The 18,072-nt window shown below is 68.3% G+C and carries 19 protein-coding genes; 8 read left to right on the top strand and 11 right to left on the bottom strand.

The window, feature by feature from the left end; all coding sequences use genetic code 11:
- Positions 1 to 4 precede the first annotated feature (4 nt).
- From M6D93_RS03260 to M6D93_RS03275, 4 genes are read right to left on the bottom strand one after another with little or no spacing between them, the layout of a single operon-like run.
- Positions 5 to 856 (bottom strand): glycosyltransferase family 2 protein, encoded by an 852-nt coding sequence (locus tag M6D93_RS03260; RefSeq protein ID WP_249772923.1) that lies wholly within the window; start codon positions 854 to 856, stop codon positions 5 to 7.
- Positions 853 to 1,824, bottom strand: coding sequence for a glycosyltransferase (locus M6D93_RS03265; protein ID WP_249772924.1), 972 nt, complete (start codon positions 1,822 to 1,824; stop codon positions 853 to 855). Before M6D93_RS03265 ends, M6D93_RS03260 begins: the two co-directional genes overlap by 4 nt.
- Positions 1,821 to 2,897: a glycosyltransferase family 4 protein gene (locus M6D93_RS03270; RefSeq protein WP_249772925.1), complete on the bottom strand. Its 1,077-nt coding sequence runs from the start codon at positions 2,895 to 2,897 to the stop codon at positions 1,821 to 1,823. The genes M6D93_RS03265 and M6D93_RS03270 overlap by 4 nt, the downstream gene beginning before the upstream one ends.
- Positions 2,894 to 4,045, bottom strand: coding sequence for a glycosyltransferase family protein (locus M6D93_RS03275; RefSeq protein WP_249772926.1), 1,152 nt, complete (start codon positions 4,043 to 4,045; stop codon positions 2,894 to 2,896). Before M6D93_RS03275 ends, M6D93_RS03270 begins: the two co-directional genes overlap by 4 nt.
- Positions 4,046 to 4,427: 382 nt before the next feature.
- Here M6D93_RS03275 and M6D93_RS03280 point away from each other — a divergent pair, with 382 nt between their 5' ends.
- On the top strand, positions 4,428 to 5,192 hold the full coding sequence (locus M6D93_RS03280; RefSeq protein ID WP_249772927.1) for an IclR family transcriptional regulator: 765 nt from the start codon (positions 4,428 to 4,430) through the stop codon (positions 5,190 to 5,192).
- Positions 5,193 to 5,237: 45 nt separating this feature from the next.
- A complete protein-coding gene (locus tag M6D93_RS03285; RefSeq protein WP_249772928.1) occupies positions 5,238 to 6,413 on the top strand; it encodes a 4-hydroxybenzoate 3-monooxygenase in 1,176 nt (391 codons plus the stop codon).
- A gap of 47 nt (positions 6,414 to 6,460) precedes the next feature.
- Here M6D93_RS03285 and M6D93_RS03290 read toward each other — a convergent pair whose 3' ends face one another.
- Complete coding sequence (locus M6D93_RS03290; RefSeq protein ID WP_249772929.1) at positions 6,461 to 7,153, bottom strand: response regulator; 693 nt, start codon at positions 7,151 to 7,153, stop codon at positions 6,461 to 6,463.
- A complete protein-coding gene (locus M6D93_RS03295) occupies positions 7,150 to 8,766 on the bottom strand; it encodes an ATP-binding protein (RefSeq protein WP_249772930.1) in 1,617 nt (538 codons plus the stop codon). The genes M6D93_RS03290 and M6D93_RS03295 overlap by 4 nt, the downstream gene beginning before the upstream one ends.
- Positions 8,767 to 9,016: 250 nt before the next feature.
- Here M6D93_RS03295 and M6D93_RS03300 point away from each other — a divergent pair, with 250 nt between their 5' ends.
- From M6D93_RS03300 to M6D93_RS03315, 4 genes are all read left to right on the top strand, one after another.
- Positions 9,017 to 9,838: an ABC transporter ATP-binding protein gene (locus M6D93_RS03300; RefSeq protein WP_249772931.1), complete on the top strand. Its 822-nt coding sequence runs from the start codon at positions 9,017 to 9,019 to the stop codon at positions 9,836 to 9,838.
- Between the two features lie 23 nt (positions 9,839 to 9,861).
- Positions 9,862 to 10,719 (top strand): ABC transporter permease, encoded by an 858-nt coding sequence (locus M6D93_RS03305; protein WP_430667256.1) that lies wholly within the window; start codon positions 9,862 to 9,864, stop codon positions 10,717 to 10,719.
- Between the two features lie 87 nt (positions 10,720 to 10,806).
- Entirely contained in the window at positions 10,807 to 11,868 is a 1,062-nt protein-coding gene (locus M6D93_RS03310; protein WP_249772933.1) for an ABC transporter substrate-binding protein, read from the top strand.
- Between the two features lie 106 nt (positions 11,869 to 11,974).
- Complete coding sequence (locus tag M6D93_RS03315; RefSeq protein WP_249772934.1) at positions 11,975 to 12,301, top strand: STAS domain-containing protein; 327 nt, start codon at positions 11,975 to 11,977, stop codon at positions 12,299 to 12,301.
- Positions 12,302 to 12,307: 6 nt separating this feature from the next.
- Here the strand turns inward: M6D93_RS03315 and M6D93_RS03320 are convergent, their stop codons facing one another.
- The 5 genes from M6D93_RS03320 to M6D93_RS03340 all read right to left on the bottom strand — a co-directional run bounded on the left by M6D93_RS03320 (position 12,308) and on the right by M6D93_RS03340 (position 16,573).
- A complete protein-coding gene (locus tag M6D93_RS03320; RefSeq protein WP_249772935.1) occupies positions 12,308 to 12,661 on the bottom strand; it encodes an STAS domain-containing protein in 354 nt (117 codons plus the stop codon).
- 196 nt (positions 12,662 to 12,857) lie between these two features.
- Positions 12,858 to 13,868 (bottom strand): hypothetical protein, encoded by a 1,011-nt coding sequence (locus tag M6D93_RS03325; protein ID WP_249772936.1) that lies wholly within the window; start codon positions 13,866 to 13,868, stop codon positions 12,858 to 12,860.
- A gap of 33 nt (positions 13,869 to 13,901) precedes the next feature.
- Positions 13,902 to 14,546: an RNA polymerase sigma factor gene (locus tag M6D93_RS03330; RefSeq protein ID WP_249772937.1), complete on the bottom strand. Its 645-nt coding sequence runs from the start codon at positions 14,544 to 14,546 to the stop codon at positions 13,902 to 13,904.
- Between the two features lie 150 nt (positions 14,547 to 14,696).
- Positions 14,697 to 16,337: an alkaline phosphatase D family protein gene (locus tag M6D93_RS03335; RefSeq protein WP_249772938.1), complete on the bottom strand. Its 1,641-nt coding sequence runs from the start codon at positions 16,335 to 16,337 to the stop codon at positions 14,697 to 14,699.
- On the bottom strand, positions 16,334 to 16,573 hold the full coding sequence (locus tag M6D93_RS03340; protein ID WP_249772939.1) for a DUF6458 family protein: 240 nt from the start codon (positions 16,571 to 16,573) through the stop codon (positions 16,334 to 16,336). The genes M6D93_RS03335 and M6D93_RS03340 overlap by 4 nt, the downstream gene beginning before the upstream one ends.
- A gap of 288 nt (positions 16,574 to 16,861) precedes the next feature.
- Between M6D93_RS03340 and M6D93_RS03345 the strand changes: the two genes are divergently transcribed.
- Both M6D93_RS03345 and M6D93_RS03350 read left to right on the top strand, forming a co-directional pair.
- Positions 16,862 to 17,749 carry a serine/threonine-protein kinase gene (locus M6D93_RS03345; protein ID WP_249772940.1) on the top strand — a complete coding sequence of 296 codons (888 nt, stop codon included), beginning with the start codon at positions 16,862 to 16,864 and terminating at the stop codon, positions 17,747 to 17,749.
- A 64-nt stretch (positions 17,750 to 17,813) separates the two neighbouring features.
- Positions 17,814 to 17,969 carry a DUF6131 family protein gene (locus M6D93_RS03350; RefSeq protein WP_249772941.1) on the top strand — a complete coding sequence of 52 codons (156 nt, stop codon included), beginning with the start codon at positions 17,814 to 17,816 and terminating at the stop codon, positions 17,967 to 17,969.
- The last annotated feature ends 103 nt before the right edge of the window (positions 17,970 to 18,072 follow it).

Here is an 18,072-nt window from a genome sequence, read left to right on the forward strand (position 1 = left end):
GGGCTCAGCGCGCGACGGCCAGCCAGTCGTCCGCGGCGCGGTCATGGCGGATGAGCCCCATGGTTTCGAAGCGGTCCAGCCAGCCACCCATCGGCCACCATCCCCAGCGATCGCGGAAGATTCGGCCGTTTCGCAGGATGTCGGCCAGGTGATCGACCGGAGGGTTCTGGCTGGCGTGGTGCTGGTGGTATGCGGGTGCGCCGCCGACCCAGGTCAGTCCGACGGCGCGCGCTCGGGCGAGCTGGCCGAAGTCGGTGTCCTCGGCGCCGTATCCGAGATAGGCCTCGCAGAATCCGCCGATCAGTTGCCAGGTCCGCGACGACACCGCGAAGGACAGTGACCAGAACAGGGCCGGATCCGCGCCCGCGATGAGTTCGGCCGGGCCGGGGACGGGCCGCGCTGGATGCGGCTCGGCCAAGGCCGCGAGATCCTCTTCCAGGTAACCCGTCGCCGGCGGTGGGGGCAGGTAACCGACCGTCCCCGAGTACAGCGTGGGAAGCGTTTCGCCTTGTACACATGAGCTGTAGCGCTCCACCAGGGCGTCGCCCGGAATGCAGTCGACGTCGAGGAAGATCAGCGTGCTCGCACCGAGCTCGATCGCCCGCCGAGCCCCGGCGTTGCGTGCGTGTCCCAACGGCAGGCCTGACCCGGGCACGTCGACGTGCACTACTTCGGTCGGCAGTCGTGGTGCTCGCTCGTCGTCATCGACGACAGCAGCGATCTGAGGATCACCCATGCTCACGACGAGATGCAGGTCAGGCTGCCGGTGGGAGCGGCGCAGTCCTTGCCGTTGGCGCGTCAGGTGATCGTGACGGCCCGCGGCGATGGTGATGACCGCGGTGCCGGCGTCGATCACGGCGCTCCCGCCGCGGCGAGGTCCAGCACCAGGTCGGCAACCCCGCGAGGGCCGCCTCCGGAGCGCCAGCGCTGCCAATTGTCCCGGCCGCCGAGGCAGGACTCCAGCAGGCGCGGCCATTCGTGGGCGGCCACCGGGCCGTAGTGGACCGTGGCGATCCCGGCCTTCTGCATCGCCGCGGCGGTGGACCGCTGTTCGTCGTGTGGCCGAGCTCCGGGCAGCACCAGTGTCGGGCGTCGGGCGTAGGCGAGGTCGGCCAGGGCGCCCAACCCCGCGTGCGTAACGACCACGTCGGCATCGGCCAAGGCGGTCCAGGGATCGCGCAGCCGTCCGTCCTGGCCCAGATGGATCAGCTCCCAACCGGGAACGAGCCCATCCGGAAGGGGCATGGCGCCACCCTGGCCGTGCAGCAGCAGGACCCGCTGACCGGGCGGCGTCGTGCGCGGCGGGCGGGGACGGTCGTGAAAGCGCGACAGTGCCCCGGCGTGATGCACCTTGTGGCGGTGGGGTTCCAGCCCGCGGGCGAGCTCGCTGAACTCGGCCGGCCACGGCGCGACGATCGCGCTCGAGAGCTGGAAGCCCAGCTGGTGGGCGGCGTCGGTGCGATCACCGGGTAGGACCATCGAGACGACCGGAACGCCGAAAAGCCTGGACAGCGTGACGATCTCTACCGATACGTCGACGATCATGCAGTCCGGGCGGGCCGTGCCCAACCACTGCGACAGCTGCAGCATCCGGGCGTTGAGCCCCGCGTCGCGTAGCGGTACCCAGTGCAGCGCCCCATTGGCGTCCGGGGCGATCGGGTGCTCGGCGTCGTCGTCGCGTTCGAGCTGGATCCACTCGCCGGGCCAGCTCGGTTCGGGTGCGAGCGAGGACAGCGCTGTGACCGGCTCGGGCAGGTAGCGGGCAATGCTCAGTGCGCGATTCAGATGCCCGCGCCCGACGTGGTGGATGTAGTAGCCGATCATGCGGCCAGCCTCGAGGTCAGGCGCGTGTAGAGGCCCTCGTAGCGATCAAGCATGCGCTCCACCGAGCAGAAGCTCTCCGCACGGGCCCGCGCCGCGGTGCGCGACAGGCTCATGGCCGTCACGGCCGCTTCGGCCAGGGCGTCGACGTCATCGGCGGGAACCAGCACGCCGCTGTCCGGGCCGACCACTTCGGGTAGTCCTCCGCGGGCGAACGCCGCCACCGGCGTGCCGCACGCGAGAGCCTCGGCCGCGACCAGGCCGTAGGGCTCGTCCCAGCGCGGACTGACGATGCACGCGCCGGAGCGCCCGAGAAGGTCGGCCAGCTCGGCCGAGCGCAGATGTCCCAGATAAGTGATGCCGTCCCCGAGCAGTGGAGCGATCGCGGTCTCGAAGTACTCGGGGTACGGGCAGGCGCCGACGATCGTGAGCGGCAGCCCGGCGCGTCTGGCGGCCGCGATCGCCAGCTCGGGTCCCTTCTCCGGGACCACCCGCCCGGACCAGACGAGCGCGTTGCCGCCAGGGCCAACGGGCCAGCGAGCGAGATCGACGCCGTTGTGGATGACCTCGGCCTCCGGCACGACATGACGCCAGGAGCGCGCGGTGTGGTGGCTGACCGCGACGAACGTGCCCGGGTCGGCCGAGATCTGAATCGCCGATTCCAGCCAGGGAATCGGCGGAGTGTGCAACGTCGTGATCATCGGGACCGGCACCGCGGGTGCCATCGCCACCGGCAGGTGGTGCAGGCTGTTGTTGTGCACCACGTCGAACTGGCCCTCGGCGGTGTCGATCAGTCGCATCATGACACTGAGGTAAGCGTGGTGCTCATCGAGGAAGGCCTTGGGCGCGGCGCTCGGATCGCGAGAGGCAGCCACGCTGATCTCCGGCCAGCGGGACCGCACGGAAGCGACCGACAAGGCTCGGTCAGCCGCTTCGGCGAACAGGGTCACTTGGTGCCCGCGTCGGCGCAGCCCTTCGGCCAGCGACCAGGTGTGTGCCTCCAGGCCGCCGGCGAACGGTTGCCGGATCGGAAAGCGCGCCGAGGCGATGATGGCGATCCGCATGCCCGCGGTCACAGCAGGGACCGGTACAGCGCATCGTGGAACGAGGCGATGGCCGCGCGCTCGCCGGCCCGCTGCGACCGATCCGCCTGCCACACCGGACGATGCCGGTAGGCCCAGCGCACCGCCTCGCGAAGGGACCCGGCGTCCAGGCCGGTCTCGTCGCCGTGATAGCTCAGGCAAGGCCGTTGCTCGGCGTAGAAACCGCAATCGGGCGCGAGCACCGTTGTACCCAGGTCGTAGCAGGTCTCCAGCCAGCCGGAATGGGTACCGAAGCGGTAGGGCAGCACGGACAGGTCCAGCCCGGCCAGGTACGCGAAGAGGTCACGGTCGGTGAAGTAGTCGTGGACGGACACCTCTACGCCCGGACGGGCAACCCGCAGCCACGCCGCGAGCGCCGGCTCGTGGCGCAGTCCCGTGGTCTCGTAGACGTCGCGATGGACGTCGACGCGAAGGCGTAGCTCAGGCAGTTCCTCGGTCAGCGGGGCGATCGCTTGCAGGGCAGCGAGCGGATCCATGCTGGCGCGGATGCTCTTGGCGTGCACGCCGACCACGAACGGGCCCGATTCCTTCGGTAGCCGTGGGGAAATTCCGTCCAGAGGCACTACGTGGGGGTGGCTGATGACCTGAGCCTGACGTCCCCACCGCCGCAGGATCCGCGCGGCCGCCCCGGGGGTCAGCGTGATCAACGCCGCGGCCGCCGGGATCAGCACGTCGAGCTGGGCGTCGTGGGCCTGCGGGGTCCGGTGGTGCGGGTTGCGAAGGTCGTGAACGGTGTACACGAGCGGTTTCCCATTACGGGAAAGGGCATCCACGATCGACTCGAGCTCGCTGGGGGACAGGGCGTCGAAGCCGAACTGGATGTGGAACACGTCGAACTCGCCGGCGTGGTCGTCGATCCAGCCCGGTGACAGCATCGCCGGGGGCCACCATTGGGAGTCCACACTGCGGGCCACCTTCGGTGGCGGATCAGCCAGCCGCATGACGGCTTCCGGCACGTCCTGCTCGTCGAGCTCGGAGGGCGGCGACAGATGGCGGACGTAGACATGTCCGGCAGGCACCGACGCCACTCGAATCGGTCCGGTGGCGGGTGTGCTGCTCGGCACCGCGCTCGCGTGATCGATGCGCGCGGGATCGATGAGGGGCAGGCGAGTGGCGGTCACAAACTCGGCCGGCGGCCGGGATGGCTGGCCGCGCCGAGCGGTCGGTGGAGCTGGGGTGGTGCGGACATGCATACCTCTTGGCGGTGGCGGTGGCGGTGGGATTGCTCAGCCCGGAGCGGGCTGGGCGTTGAGTGAGCTAGGTGGGCGGAGGTCACCGAGGGTCACGGCGCCACCAGGCGAAAGTCAGCGGACAACAGGCGAGCGGCGCTCAGCGAAGGCATCTGTGCTCCCGGCACGGGGGCGAGGCACTTTCTCTGCCTGCTTACTTGCACGGTAACCCATCCACGCGATGAACGCGAAGACGCCGACAGCCGCGCGGGCACGCTAGGCACGGGCTGGCCCGGATGCGACACTGACCTTCCACTCAGCGGAAGGCGTACCCGTGGCCGGCAACACGTCCATCTCCGGCTCGACCGTCACGTCGCGGGCCCTGGCGGTGCTGGCGGCCTTCGACGGCGAGCATCGCGCCCTGAGTCTGACCGAGTTGGGTCGGCGAGCGGGACTGCCGATTCCGACGGCGTACCGGCTGATCTCGGAGTTGACCGCGTGGGGCGCGCTGGTGCGGCGCCCCGACGGCGCCTACGTGATCGGCCGGCGGATCTGGGATCTCGGCCTGCTGGCTCCGGTGCAGTCCGGTCTTCGCCAGATCGCCGCTCCTTTCCTGCAGGATCTCTACCTCGCCACGGTGGCCACGGTGCATCTGGCCGAGCGGGACGGGCTGTCGGTGCTCTATCTCGACCGGCTCTCCGGCCGGGCGTCGGTGCCGGTGGTCAGCCACGTCGGCGCGCGCCTGCCCCTGCACGCGACCGGGGTCGGCAAGGTCCTGCTGGCCTATGCCCCCGCGGAGATTCAGGCGCAGGTACTGGGAAAACTGACCCGCGTGACTCCGTACACGATCACCCAGCCGGGTCGCCTGTGCGAGCAGTTGCGCCGAGTCCGTCGCGAGGGATTCGCCCAGACTTCGGAGGAGATGAGCCTGGGGGCGTGTTCGGTCGCGGTGCCCATCAGTACCTCGCCGGGTCAGGTCGTTGCGGCCCTCGGCATCGTTGTGCCGAGCTTGAAGCGGGACCGTCCGCGCCTCGTCGCCGCCCTGCAGGTCGCCGCTCAGGGCATCGGGCGCAGTCTGGCCGCAGCTTCCGCTCAGTGAAAGACAGGGGTGGTTCGGGCCGCCGAGGTGGCGTTCACTGCTCCCATGCGTACTCAGGTCGCGATCGTCGGTGCGGGTCCCGCCGGTCTGTTGCTGTCCCATCTGCTCGCGGCGGACGGTATCGACTCCGTCATCGTCGAAAGCCGCTCCCGGGCCTACGTCGAAGCGCGGATCCGCGCCGGAATCCTGGAAAGTTCCACGGTCCAGCTGCTGGACTCGGTGGGGCTGGGAGCGCGGCTGCACCGCGAGGGGGACGAGCATCGCGGCATCTACCTGCAGTGGCCAGGCGAGCGGCACCATCTGGATTTCGTCGACCTGACCGGACGCAGTGTCTGGGTCTACGGGCAGACCGAGGTGACCAAGGACCTCGGCGCGGCGCGTGCGGCCGACGGTCAGGTCATCCACTACGAGGCCGGCGAAACCGCGTTGCACGATCTGAACACCGACCATCCCTATCTCACGTTTCGCGACGCCGACGGCGCACCGCGGAGACTGGACGCCGACGTGGTGGTCGGCTGCGACGGCTCGTTCGGACCGAGCCGGGCGGCGGTTCCGCCCGCCGAGCGGACCGTCTGGCAACGCGAGTATCCCTATGCGTGGCTGGGCATTCTCGCCGACGTCGCGCCCTCGACCGACGAGCTCATCTACGCCTGGCACCCCGACGGTTTCGCCCTGCACTCGATGCGTTCGGCGACGGTGAGCCGGCTCTACCTGCAGGTTCCCACCGGCACGGACCTGGCGGACTGGTCGGACGACCGCATCTGGGCCGCGCTGGCCGAGCGCCTCGGCGACGGGGTGAACGGCTGGAGCCTCACACCCGGTCCGATCACGGACAAGAGCGTGTTGCCGATGCGTAGCTTCGTCCAGTCACCCATGCGCTCGTCGCGGTTGTTCCTGGCCGGGGACGCCGCGCACATCGTGCCTCCCACGGGAGCCAAGGGACTGAATCTCGCCGTCGCCGATGTCGCTCTGCTGGCGCCGGCGCTGGTCGCATTGCTCGGCAAGCACGACGCCCGGCTCGCCGATGCCTACAGTGACACCGCGCTGCGCCGGGTGTGGCGGTGCACGCACTTCTCCTGGTGGATGACGACCATGCTGCACACCGACGACGATCCCTTCACCCGCCAGCTCCAGCTGTCCCAGCTCCAATGGGTGGCCCGCAGCGACGCGGGTGCCACCGGTCTGGCCGAGAACTACGCCGGGCTCCCCCTGGGCTTCTGAGGGCCGTCCCGCGGAGTCGTCTCCGGCAGACAGCAGCTCGGGACGCGCTACAGCTCCGGCGCCGACGGGCGGGCGTAGCGATGCACCGGTCGTCCCGTGGCGCCGTACTCGAGATCGAGCGCGATGAGCCCCTTGCGTTCGAGTTCGGTGAGGTACCGCTGGGCGGTCGGCCGGCTGATGCCGAGCTGATCGGCCACCGAGCTTGCCGACTGGGTCTCTTGCGAATTGAGGACGATGGCCAGGATGCGCGCCATCGTGGGCGGCAGTCGCGGGCGCCCTCCCCGCTCGGTGCCCGCGGGCTGGCGCATGGCGTACAGCGCATCGACGACTGATTGGTCGGCGTCGACGTTGCCCGCGGTGGTCATCTCCTGGCGCCAGCGTCGATAGGTCTCCAACTGCTCGCGCAGCAGCCGGAAGCCGAAGGGCTTCACGAGGTAGTAGACGGCGCCCAGGCCGATGGCCGCGCGGACCGAGTCCAGGTCGCGAGCAGCGGTGACGATCATGCAGTCCGGGGCATCCGGGTCCTCGGCGGTGAGCGAGCGCAGCAGGCTCAAGCCGTCCTCGTCGGGCAGGTAGATGTCGAGGATCATCAGGTCCGGATGCAGTTCGGCGATCATGGTGCGAGCCTCGCCCGCCGTGTGGGCCTCGCCGACGGTCGTGAAGCCCTCGACTCGGTCCACCGCGGCCGAATGCAGTTTCGCGACACGGTAATCGTCATCGACGACCAACGTGCGAATCACGGTTGATCACCGAAGATGGCCCCGGCCGCGGAAGAGGACCGTACCAACGGTGCGGTTCGTGGCAGCCGGACCTCGAAATAGCCGCCCGGGCCGGGCCGTACCTCGATCGTCCCGCCGCTCTTGGCCACCAGGCGAGCAACCAGCGCGAGCCCGATGCCGCGGCGCATCTGGCCGCGCGGTTGTTTGGTGGAGAAGCCGTCGGTGAAGATGTCCTCCAGTCGGTCCGAGGCCACTCCGGGACCGTTGTCCGTGACGATGATCCTCAGCTCCGGTTGGTCGGCCAGGTCGACGGTGACCAGGCGGGGGGTCGGCACCCCCGCGGTGGCCTCGATGGCATTGTCGACCAGATTGCCGATGATCGACATGAGGTTCTGCGGATCGATATCGGTGTCGAAGCTCGATTCCGGGGTGAGGGTCAGCTCGACGCCCGCTTCGGTCGCCACCGAGATCTTGGCCAGCAGCAGCGCGGCCACGAGGGGCGATCCGATCCGGGCGCGCAGATCCTCCGCCGAGGACACCTGATCGCGGGTGATGATCGAGAGGTATTTCGCGATCTCCTCCAGATCGCCGAGGTCGGCGAGCCCGGACAGCACGTGGAGCCGGTTGGTGAACTCATGCTCCTGCGCGCGCAAGGCGTTGGTCAGACCGGTGACAGCGTTCATCCGCCGCATCAGGCTCTCCAGCTCCGTGCGGTCCCGCAGGGTGACGATGCTGCCGGCGTCCCGATTGCCGATGACCACCGGCCGGCGGTTCACGACCAGGAGGGCGTCGCTGGTCATGACGGATTGGTCACTGCCGCCGGACGTTCCGTCCAGGACCTGGCGAAGCCGGCCGGCCGGGATGAGATCCTCCAGGCGCTCACCGACCCCGGCGGTGCTGATGCCCAGCAACCGCCGAGCCTCGTTGTTCAACAGCGTGATCCGGCCCCGCGTGTCGAAGCCGATGACGCCTTCCTTGATGCCGTGGAGCATCGCTTCGCGCTCCTGCAGCAGCGATGCGATCTCCCGCAGCTCCAGCCCGAAGGTCACCCGTTTGATGGTTCGCGCCAGCACCAGGGCCACCACGACGCCCAGCCCGAGGACGATGGCGCAGTACGCCGCGATGGCGACCATGTCCTTGTGGACCTGGCCCGCAACGGCCGTTTCCAGGTAGCCGACCGAGACCTGTCCGACCACCCGCCCGTTCGCGTCGAAGATCGGGGCCTTCCCGTTCGCCGAACGGCCCAGGCTGCCGTGGTCGATGCCGACCCGGTCCTGGCCGTCCAGCACGGCGACGGGTTCTTCCAGCCGCTTTCCGATCAGAGCCGGGTTGGGATGGGAGTAGCGGACCCCGTCGCGGTCAGAGACCACCACGTAGGCGGCGCCGGTATTCTGCACGACGCGCGCGGCCAGTCCGCGGATGACGTGGTTGGGGTCCTGCGCCTGTACCGCCGTCTGGATGTCGGGGATGTCGGCCACGACGATGGCCGTGACGCGGGCTCGTTCCTCGTACTGCTGATCGAGGGAGTGAGTGGTCAGGCGCAGATCGAGAATGCCGCCGAGGACGACCGTTCCGAGCAGAATCCCGACCATGGCGAGCAGGATCTGGGAGGCCAAGGTACGTCCTCGTCCCATGTCCTATCACCTTCACCCGATCGCCGGTTCGTTCGCGGGATGGAAGCACGTTCGCGTGCCTCTTGACCAGACCCCGTGAACTAAACGCACGAAAGTTTCGGAAACGTGATCGTAACGCGCGATTGACCAGCTAACCCCGAGTATCGCGGGATTGCCCGCAAACGATCGCAATTGTTTACCCAGCCACAGCTTGCCTGCAGCCTTGCCCTCCAACAGCCACAAAGCTCCAACGGCCACAAGGAGGCAACGCATGGCAGCGCCCACCGATCAACCGGCGATCGAGCTGGTGAACGTCACCAAAAGGTTCACGACTCCCTCGGGCGGTCTGTACACCGCCATCGAGGATCTGGACCTCACCGTCGCGCCGGGTGAGTTCTGCGCCGTCGTCGGTCCGACGGGTTGTGGCAAGTCGACCACCCTGACCCTGGTCTCGGGCTTGGAGCGGCCCTCGCGCGGCGTGGCCCGAGTCGGGGGGCACGAGGTGGACGGCATCACCCCCGGTGTCGGGTTCGTGTTCCAGACCGACGCGGTGTTCCCCTGGAAGAGCGTGCTCGACAACGTCGCGGCCGGCCCGAGGTTCCGCGGCGATTCGAAGGCGAGCGCCAACAAGAACGCCCGGGACTGGCTGCGGCGGGTGGGACTGTCCGGCTTCGAGGACCGCTTTCCGCACCAGCTCTCCGGCGGTATGCGCAAGCGGGTCGCGCTGGCCCAGAGCCTGATCAACCAGCCCTCGGTGTTGCTCATGGACGAGCCGTTCTCCGCCCTCGACGTGCAGACCCGCTCGATCATGTCCGACGAGCTGCTGTCCCTGTGGGAGCTGACCCGTCCGGCCGTCATCTTCGTCACCCACGATCTGGAGGAGGCGATCGCCCTGGCGGACAAGGTCGTCGTCCTCACCGCCGGTCCGGGACGGGTGAAGGCGGTCTTCGACGTCGACCTGCCCCGCCCGCGGCGCGCCCAGGAGATCCGGTTCACCGAGGAATTCGTGTCCATCTACTCCAAGATCTGGGAAGCGCTGCGCGCCGAGGTCGAGACCGCCTATGCCCGAACGACCGCGGAGGTGGCCTCATGACCGCAGAACTGGCCGGCAGCACCATGCGCACCAGCGTCAAGGCCGGCCAGCCCGAGCCGAGAAAGGGCATGCGCCCGCGGTCGAAGTGGCGCGCGCAGGTCAACGCGGTCCGCCTCACCGTCGTCGTCGTCCTGCTCGGCGGATGGCAGCTGGGTGCCGACCACGGCTACATCGATCCGTTCTTCTGGAGCAAGCCCAGCATGGTGTGGACCCAGCTGCGGACCTGGGTCAGCAACGGGACGTCGCAGGGCTCGTTGGCCTCCCAGATCCTGGTCACGCTGGAGGAGGCCGCGTACGGCTTCATCATCGGCGTGGTCCTGGGCGTCGTGCTGGGCATCCTGCTCGGCCGAAGTCGCTTCCTGGCCGACGTGTTCTCGCCCTTCATCAAGGTCGGCAACTCGATTCCCCGCATCATCCTCGGCTCGATCTTCACCGTCGCGTTCGGCTTCGGGATGAAGTCGAAGGTGATTCTGGTCGTCGTGCTGGTCTTCTTCGGAGTCTTCTTCAACGCCTTCCAGGGTGCTCGCGAGGTCGATCGCAATCTGATCTCCAACGCCCGCATCCTGGGCGGATCGCGTTGGCAGGTGACTCGCCAGGTCATCCTTCCGTCGGCCTTCACCTGGATCATCGCCAGCCTGCACGTCAGTTTCGGCTTCGCCCTGATCGGGGCGCTGGTCGGAGAGATCCTCGGCGCCAACCAGGGCCTGGGACTGCTCATCAAGACGTCGCAGAGCGAACTGAACATGGCCGGGGTGATGGCCGGCATGTTGCTGGTGGCGATCATCGCGCTGGTCGCCGAAGCGCTGATCACGCTGCTGGAAAGAAGGGTCCTGTCCTGGCGACCCTCCCAGATCAGCACGGACGACCTCACTGCCTTCTGAGCTCGAACCCGTACCGCCCGCTCGACCCGCACCACTGTCCTGCTCTACACCCCTGCACCACCCACCCACCTTCATCGGGAGACAACAATGCTCGGAAAACGCCTGTCCGCGATCACTGCCTGCGGGGCAGCCGCGGTGCTCGTCCTCACTGGTTGCAGCAGCAAGGCCACCAGCGGCAGCGGTAGCGGCGCGAAGGCCGCGGCCGGTTCGCCGACGGTCAACATCATGGTCGGCGGTATGAGCAAGCAGATCTACCTTCCCTACATGCTCGCCCAGCAGCTCGGCTACTACGCCAAGGCGGGAGTCAACGTCAAGCTGCAGGACGAACCCGCCGGCGGCGACGCCACCCAGAACCTGCTCGCGGGGCAGGTCGACGGCGTCGGTGGCTTCTACGACCACACCATTGCCCTGCAGGGACAGGGAAAGTCGGCCGAGTCGGTGGTGTCGATGCTGCAGATCCCTGGTGAGGTGGAGATCTGCCGGACCGACCTCAAGGGCACGGTCAAGTCGCCGGCCGACTTCAAGGGGCGTGCGCTCGGCATCACCGACACCGGTTCGTCGACCGACTTCCTGACCCAGTACCTGACCACCAAGAGCGGCGTCGATCCCGCCACGACCACGCGTCGCGGAGTGGGCGCCGGTACGACATTCATCGCCGCGCTGAAGCAGAAGGCCATCGACTGCGGCATGACCACCGAGCCCACGGTGTCGCAGGTGCTCAAGAACAACCTCGGCTTCATCCTGCTCGACATGCGTACCGCGGATGGTTCCCGCCAGGCGCTCGGCGGGACGTATCCGGCAACCTCGCTGTACATGACGACGAGCTACGTCGACAGTCACAAGGACGCCGTCCAGAAGCTCGTCAACGCCTACGTGGCGACGCTGAAGTGGATCCAGGCGCACACCGGGGCGGAGATCGCCGACAAGATGCCGGCCGACTACTACGCCGGTGTCGGCAAGGACGCCTACGCCAAGGCTCTCGACAGCGAAAAGGGAATCTTCAACCCCAACGGCCTCATGCCCGCTGACGGTCCGAAGACGGACCTGTCCGTACTGTCGGCGTTCAACCCGGCCGTCAAGGGCAAGTCCATCGATCTGTCCAAGACCTACACCAACGAGTTCGTCAGCGCCGCTACGCCGATCTCCTAGTCCGCATCACGCCGAGCCCGGCCCATCGAGCATTCGATGGGCCGGGCTCGCGTGCATCGGAGCCGCCCCGGTCCTTCTGGCTCGTCCTGGTCGCTACTATGCGGTCATGGATCTCAGGATCGTCGAGCAGGTTTCGGCCACCGGTACGTACACGCTCAGCCTGCGCGGGTCATTGGACCTCATGAGTAAGGGCGAACTGATCGCCGCGGGCGAGCTCGCTCTGCAGGCAACCGGTTCGACCGGACTGGTGCTGAACCTGGCCGGCGTCGAGTTCATCGATTCGACCGGCATCGGCGCGATCATCGAGGTTTCGAGCTTCGCGGCCGATCTGGGCCGCACCTTCGCCCTGCAGAGTCCCTCGGCTCGGGTGGCACGGGTGCTGGAGCTGACCGGTCTCAGCGACAACTGGCCGACGGTCCCCAACGCGGTCTGACCAGGTTCAGCCGATCGCTTCGGGCACGGTGCCAGACGCGGCCGGGGTTGCCGGGTCGGCCAGCGGAAGTACCGCCGCGAGCCCGGACAGGTGCAGCAGGGTGACGATGCGCGGGTTGGCTCCGGTGAGGAACAGGGCGGCGCCGCGGGCCGCGACGAGGTTGCTGAGCTGAACGAGGCCGCCCAATCCGCTGGAATCGATGAAGCTGACCGCGGTCAGATCCACCATGACGCGCCTGGGCGTTCGCTCACCGAACAGCCGATGTCCCAGTTCAACCGGGGCGTGGGCGGAAGCGATGTCAAGATCGCCCTGCAGAATAAGCCAACCGGTCTCGTCGTCGGCAGCACGCTCGGAGCTCATGCGGTCCTGTCCTGCGAACACGCGGCCAGCGATACGCCGTCGTGGAAGGGGGCGCTGTTGGCCTTCTGCACTGTATGTGAATCCGGGCGATCTCGCTCGCTCCAGCCAAGATCAAGTAGCGGACCTGTCGCGACCGCGATTCCAGGCCGCCGGGACGTGACGTTTGCTGCGGCGCGGACGGGAGATCAGCAGCGGGTCAGTTCCGCATCCCAGGCGAGGCGTCGTCGGCCGGTCCCTTCGAGGCGGGGTCGGCGGGGTCGGCGGGGTCGGACGAGGTTGCCGTGCTGGTATGCGTAGCGTCCTTGGCCGGCTTCGATTTCTTGGGCTTCACCGGTTTGCCCGGCTTCGTTTTGCCGTTGCCGTTGCCGTTGCCGTTGCTGTTGCTGTTGCCGTTGCTGTTGCTGTTTTCGGGGGTCGAGGACTCCGATTCGGACTGACTGATCGAAGGCGGAGCGCTCGCAGAAGGCCGCACGCTCGGCTGCGCCAGTAGCGCGGTGCAGTACGTGCTGACGTGGCCGGCCCCTCCGGCGGCCTGGATGAGCACTCGGAACGCAGGGCTGTTGTCGGCCTTTCCGTGATCGTGGGGCCGCTTGAGCCAGGACCGGCACAGCCCGACGAGATCGGGATTGGGCCCGGTCGTCGATGGTGTGAGAGACGGCGATCCGGACGTCGACCGTGACGGCGACAGCGTTCGGGAGCCCTGGCCGGACAGCGGAGCCGACGAGGCTCCCGGCTCGGTCGAGCCTGATGAACCGGTCGAACCTGACCCGGTGACGCCGCTGGCAGACGTGGTTGCCGACGTCGTCAGCGCGCCAGCGGCCGGACCGCTGGACGTTGCGGTGCTGCGATGTCCGTGGCTCGGCCATGTGGGCTCATGCCCGGTGGCCAGGGCGACCCCACCGACGGCCGCCGTGGCGGCTGCTCCGGCGAACAGCAGCTTCGCGGCCAACGCGTTGGTGGCCACGATCTTCACGACCCGCCGCCGGCGCCTGGTTGGACGAGGACCGGCCAGTTGCGCTCGCGCGAATTCCGCGATCGCGGCATCGAGGCCGGCCGACCGGCCGGCGGCTCCGGTCTCGGACTGAATCTGTGCTGCCGGCGCGGCGGCCGCGTCCAGCAGGTAACTCAACGGGCTGGGCGTAGCGGCGCGGTGATCGAGCAGTTCGTCGAGCTCGAGTCGGCTCGGGAACGGCTTGGAAGATCGCATCACATTCCTCCAGCGTGCACGCTGGCCGAGCCGTTACTCATTGCCGTGCGGGGGTGACGTATCAGACGTTCCGGCTCTACGGTCGCGGTCGCGAATCCCTGGGTCGGTGCCGGCAGCGACCTGGGGTGAGCTGTCCGGATGCAACCTCTCGGCCAGCGTGCGCAGCCCGCGGTGCGCGGCGACCCTGACCGCGCCCGCGCGCTTGCCGAGGACGTCGCCCGCGGTCGCGGCGTCCAGGCCGACGACCGTGCGGAGCAGCACCGCCTCAGCCTGGTCGTGGGGGAGAGACACGATGAGCGCGAGTGCCGATCGCGTCGACTGGTTCTCCGCGGCCAGCAAAGCGGTGTCGGAATCGGCCGGTCGCTCCAGTAGGAAGGCGAGGTCGGCGGGCTCCACGGGGCGCCGGGCCCGGTAGCGGGCGTGGTCGAGCGCACGGTTGCGGACGATCCGCGCGGCCCACCCGCGAAAGGCGTCGGCCGAGCCGGAGAAAGTCGCCAAGTCGCGGGCAATCTGCAGCCACGCCTCGGCGGTGATGTCCTCGGCGTCCTGGCCGGCCAACCCCACGGCGTAGCGCAGCAACTTGGGCTGCAGCTCGCGGTACAGCTCGGCAAAGGCGTCGTGGTCGCCGCTCTGGGCAGCCGCCAGCGACGTTTCGGTCGCGTCCGGCGCCTCGGTCATCGCTGCGTCACGAGCATGATGATCCGCTGTTGAAGCGGTCTCGTCTGTGAGCACTCGCCCTCGCTGTTCGCCGCCTGCCGACACTGCTGCCCGAGCGTCAGCGTCGGCCGCGCCCCTCGCGTGACGGTCACGGCCGCTCCGGCGCCCAGCCTAGCGGGAGGACAACGCGACCCGGTCGACGAGCTCAAGGGCAGTCTCCTGCTCGTCGGCGCTGGTCGTCTTGGCCAGTTCCACCGTGGCCAGCCGGCCCGAGATGATCAGGGTCATCAGTTCATTGCCGAAGTAGGGGCCGGCTTCGCGCTTCCAGGACATCGGCGGACGCGGTACCCGTGTCACGGCGTCGAGCAGGAAACGGGTTCCGCGTTCGGCCGCCCGGCTCCAGGCAACGCGGAAGGTCGCCTTCATCGGGGTCGGTACGAAGTTGTGCAGCGGCGAACAGGTGAGCTGGTAGATCTCCGTGTCCGTCACCTCCTCGAATTGCGCGCGAGCGACGTAGGCGTGGTGGACATCGCCGGACAGGACACAGACCGTCGCGGGCGCGTGGCCGTGGACGCCGGTGGCGACGTCGCGGATGAGCCCGGACAGCTCACGGAAGGAGCGCTGGAACGCCGCCCAGTGTTCGAGGTCGGCCGCACGCCGTAACCGCTCGGCCCACCGGGCCAGGCGAGGGCCGCGCGCCCCGGCGGCCAGGCTCTCGTCCCACGCCTCCAGGTCGTGCAGCGCGCGGGCGAGCAGCCACGGCAAGGACGTTCCGATCAGCAGGTGGTCGTAGTCGCCTCGGGCCTGTTCGGCGATCCAGGCGTACTCGGCATCGCTGACCATGCTGCGGCCGCCCTCGTCTTCGTCGAGGATGCGTCCGCACCGGGAATCGATCATGACCAGCCGGACGGCACCGAAATCGCGGCGGTAGGACCAGCGAGTTCCCTTCGCCCCATCGGCTTCGGCGTCGGCGTGCTCGGCAAAGGCACGCAACAGGTGTTCGCCGTCGGCCCCGCCGGTCCGGATCTGCTGGTAGAGCTCGTTGGCGGCGAGGTCAGCCGGGGCGAGATTGCCCAGGTGCTGGTAGACCCAGTAGGACGACAAGCCGCCGATGATCCGCTCGCGCCACCAATCAGTGCGCTGAATGTCCTGGCGCCACAGGCGCGAGGTGTTCCAGTCGTCGCGGATGTCGTGATCGTCGAAGATCATCGAGCTGGGCACGACCGACATCAGCCAGCGCACATCGGGATCGGTCCAGGACTCGTCGTAGAGCCAGGTGTATTCCTCGAAGTCGGCGACCTGCTCCTTGGCGCCGGTGGTGATGTCGCGGCGACGCCGGATCCGGGCCTGGGTCTGCGGCGTGGTCTCGTCGGCATAGACCTGGTCGCCGAGCATCAACAGCGCGTGCGGCCAGCGCTCCTCGGACTCGGCGGCCAGCTGGCGGCCCAGCACCATCAGGGCGTCGGCCTCGAAATGCGGATCGTCGGCGACCGAGGCCGACCGGGCGTAACGGCAGGATCCGAAGGCGATGCGCAACGATCCGGCGCCACCGAGGGTCCGCACGCGCGGCGTGGGCCGATGGTCAGCGGGCGCCGGCCACACCGGCGTCCCGTCCAGGCTGACCGTGTAGGCAACGGAGGTCCCGGCCGCGAGCCCGGTGACGATGACCAGCGCGTAGTGATGGCCGGCCACTGTCCAGGTGTGCTCGCTGGCGCCGAGGATCTCGACGGTGCACGGCTCGTCGGTCTCGACCCAGATCGTCGCGTCGTGCTCGCCGACGTGACGCAGAACCGGGCCGAGGACGAGCTTCACAGACGAGGGTCGGTCGGATCGTTCGGCTCGATGTAAGTGGTGCGACCGGGCCGACTGATGATGTCCGTGCGCCGCCGGGACATGGTGATGGCGATGCCCAGGATCAGTCCGACCGCTCCGATCACCATGAGGATGACGCCGATCATGCCGAGGTCGATGTTCTTGACGTTGTCGGTGATGGCGAACTTCAGCACGGCGCCGATCGCGATCAGCAGCAAGCTTGCACCGATGGTCATGGGGATTCACTCCGGGGAACTGGGTGGCCGTGGTTGGGCTCGCGAGGATCCTACTCATGCCCCGATGAAATGACACCGCGCGAATCCCGCTGTTCGGCCCCGTGGTGGCGCTACCCTGAGGCAGCCGCGCGAGCAGCTGTAACACGCTGAACGTCGGCGACGCTGAAACCTACGAGGCGCAGTCGCTGACGATTGGCGTCCCGGAACAGAGCGTGGACCCTGCGGTCAACTAAACCCGCGGTCCACGAAGCGGCGGGTCCTGTGCGAGCCCCCGTGAAAGCGAACGTCATGACCGCACGTGTCGAGACCTGGACCGGAGTTCAGGTCGCGCTGCCAGACCTTTTCGCAGTGGACGAGCCATCGGCGGCCGACACTGCCGATGCCGACTATTCATCTCCCCGCCCGGAGATGGACACCATCATCGCCAATCGGTACCGCCTGATCCGCCCGATGTCCGGCACGTCGACCGGTTTCCTCGCTCATGATCTGACCCTCGGGCGCCAGGTGCAGGTGGCCATCGCGTCCGACCCGGCCGACCCCGACGCTTTCGACGGTCACGCCACCAGTGCCGCCTCGCCGAACGACTGGATCCTGCAGAGCCCGGATCGGGTCGGCGCACTGGCCGAACTCAACCACCCCAGCCTGCCCAAGCCGTTGGACGCCGGCCTGCTCCAGGACGGCCGGACCTTCGTGGTCACCGCCTACGGGTCGGGGCATGCACTCGTCGATGTCTTCACCGCGACCTCGGTCGCCCCGTCGGCCGCGTTCTTGTCGACAGTGACCAGCGTGCTCAGCGGCCTGCTGGCCTACCTGCACGAGCGCGGTTACGGCCATCGAGGCCTGACCGCGGAATCGGTTCGGATCTCCACTCTGGTGAGCTCCGGGACCGATATTCGCGTCGAGGTCGGACTGTTGGGTCTGTATCGAACGGGGGAGTCGGGTGCCCACGGCAGCCGTCTGGCCCAACAGTCCGCCGCCGACGACGTTGCAGCGCTCGGGCAGGTGCTGCTGGCCACCTTCGCGGGGGCCGACCGTAGAGCTCGGCATCGAAAGGGGTCAGGCGCCGGCACCTCATGGCCGGTGGCCTGGCGCGGCGCCCTCCTTGAGATGACCGCTTCCGACGCCGCGGCTCGTCCGACAGCCGCGGATGTGCAGCGGATGTTCCGGCTGCGCTGATCGTTTCAATGTTGTACCCGTTGTACCCGTCGTACCCGTTGTACCCATCTGAAAAGGAGAAACTGTGATCGTTCTCGGCATCATCCTGCTGATCATCGGCTTCGTAGCCAAGATCGCCATCCTGTGGACGATCGGGATCATCTTGATCCTGGTCGGAGCCGTGCTCTTCCTGCTCGGCGCCGCTGGTCGCGAGGTCGGTGGCCGTCGCCACTGGTACTGATCGGGGATCTGGTGCGCACCGGGCCCTGACCGGGCCCGCTGCGTTCCCAGCTGAGTAGCAGTTCCTTGAGCAGCCGGGCCAACTGACGTTGGCCCGGCTGACT

Source organism: Jatrophihabitans telluris (assembly GCF_023516435.1).
Classification (GTDB): Bacteria; Actinomycetota; Actinomycetes; order Mycobacteriales; family Jatrophihabitantaceae; genus Jatrophihabitans_A; species Jatrophihabitans_A telluris.

Excerpts from the sequence above, each read along its gene's own strand:
- M6D93_RS03265 (WP_249772924.1), bottom strand. The coding sequence starts at position 1,824 with ATGATCGGCTACTACATCCACCACGTCGGGCGCGGGCATCTGAATCGC.
- M6D93_RS03285 (WP_249772928.1), top strand. The coding sequence starts at position 5,238 with ATGCGTACTCAGGTCGCGATCGTCGGTGCGGGTCCCGCCGGTCTGTTG.
- M6D93_RS03295 (WP_249772930.1), bottom strand. The coding sequence starts at position 8,766 with ATGGGACGAGGACGTACCTTGGCCTCCCAGATCCTGCTCGCCATGGTC.
- M6D93_RS03300 (WP_249772931.1), top strand. The coding sequence starts at position 9,017 with ATGGCAGCGCCCACCGATCAACCGGCGATCGAGCTGGTGAACGTCACC.
- M6D93_RS03305 (WP_430667256.1), top strand. The coding sequence starts at position 9,862 with ATGCGCACCAGCGTCAAGGCCGGCCAGCCCGAGCCGAGAAAGGGCATG.
- M6D93_RS03310 (WP_249772933.1), top strand. The coding sequence starts at position 10,807 with ATGCTCGGAAAACGCCTGTCCGCGATCACTGCCTGCGGGGCAGCCGCG.
- M6D93_RS03315 (WP_249772934.1), top strand. The coding sequence starts at position 11,975 with ATGGATCTCAGGATCGTCGAGCAGGTTTCGGCCACCGGTACGTACACG.
- M6D93_RS03320 (WP_249772935.1), bottom strand. The coding sequence starts at position 12,661 with ATGAGCTCCGAGCGTGCTGCCGACGACGAGACCGGTTGGCTTATTCTG.
- M6D93_RS03325 (WP_249772936.1), bottom strand. The coding sequence starts at position 13,868 with ATGCGATCTTCCAAGCCGTTCCCGAGCCGACTCGAGCTCGACGAACTG.
- M6D93_RS03330 (WP_249772937.1), bottom strand. The coding sequence starts at position 14,546 with ATGACCGAGGCGCCGGACGCGACCGAAACGTCGCTGGCGGCTGCCCAG.
- M6D93_RS03340 (WP_249772939.1), bottom strand. The coding sequence starts at position 16,573 with ATGACCATCGGTGCAAGCTTGCTGCTGATCGCGATCGGCGCCGTGCTG.
- M6D93_RS03345 (WP_249772940.1), top strand. The coding sequence starts at position 16,862 with ATGACCGCACGTGTCGAGACCTGGACCGGAGTTCAGGTCGCGCTGCCA.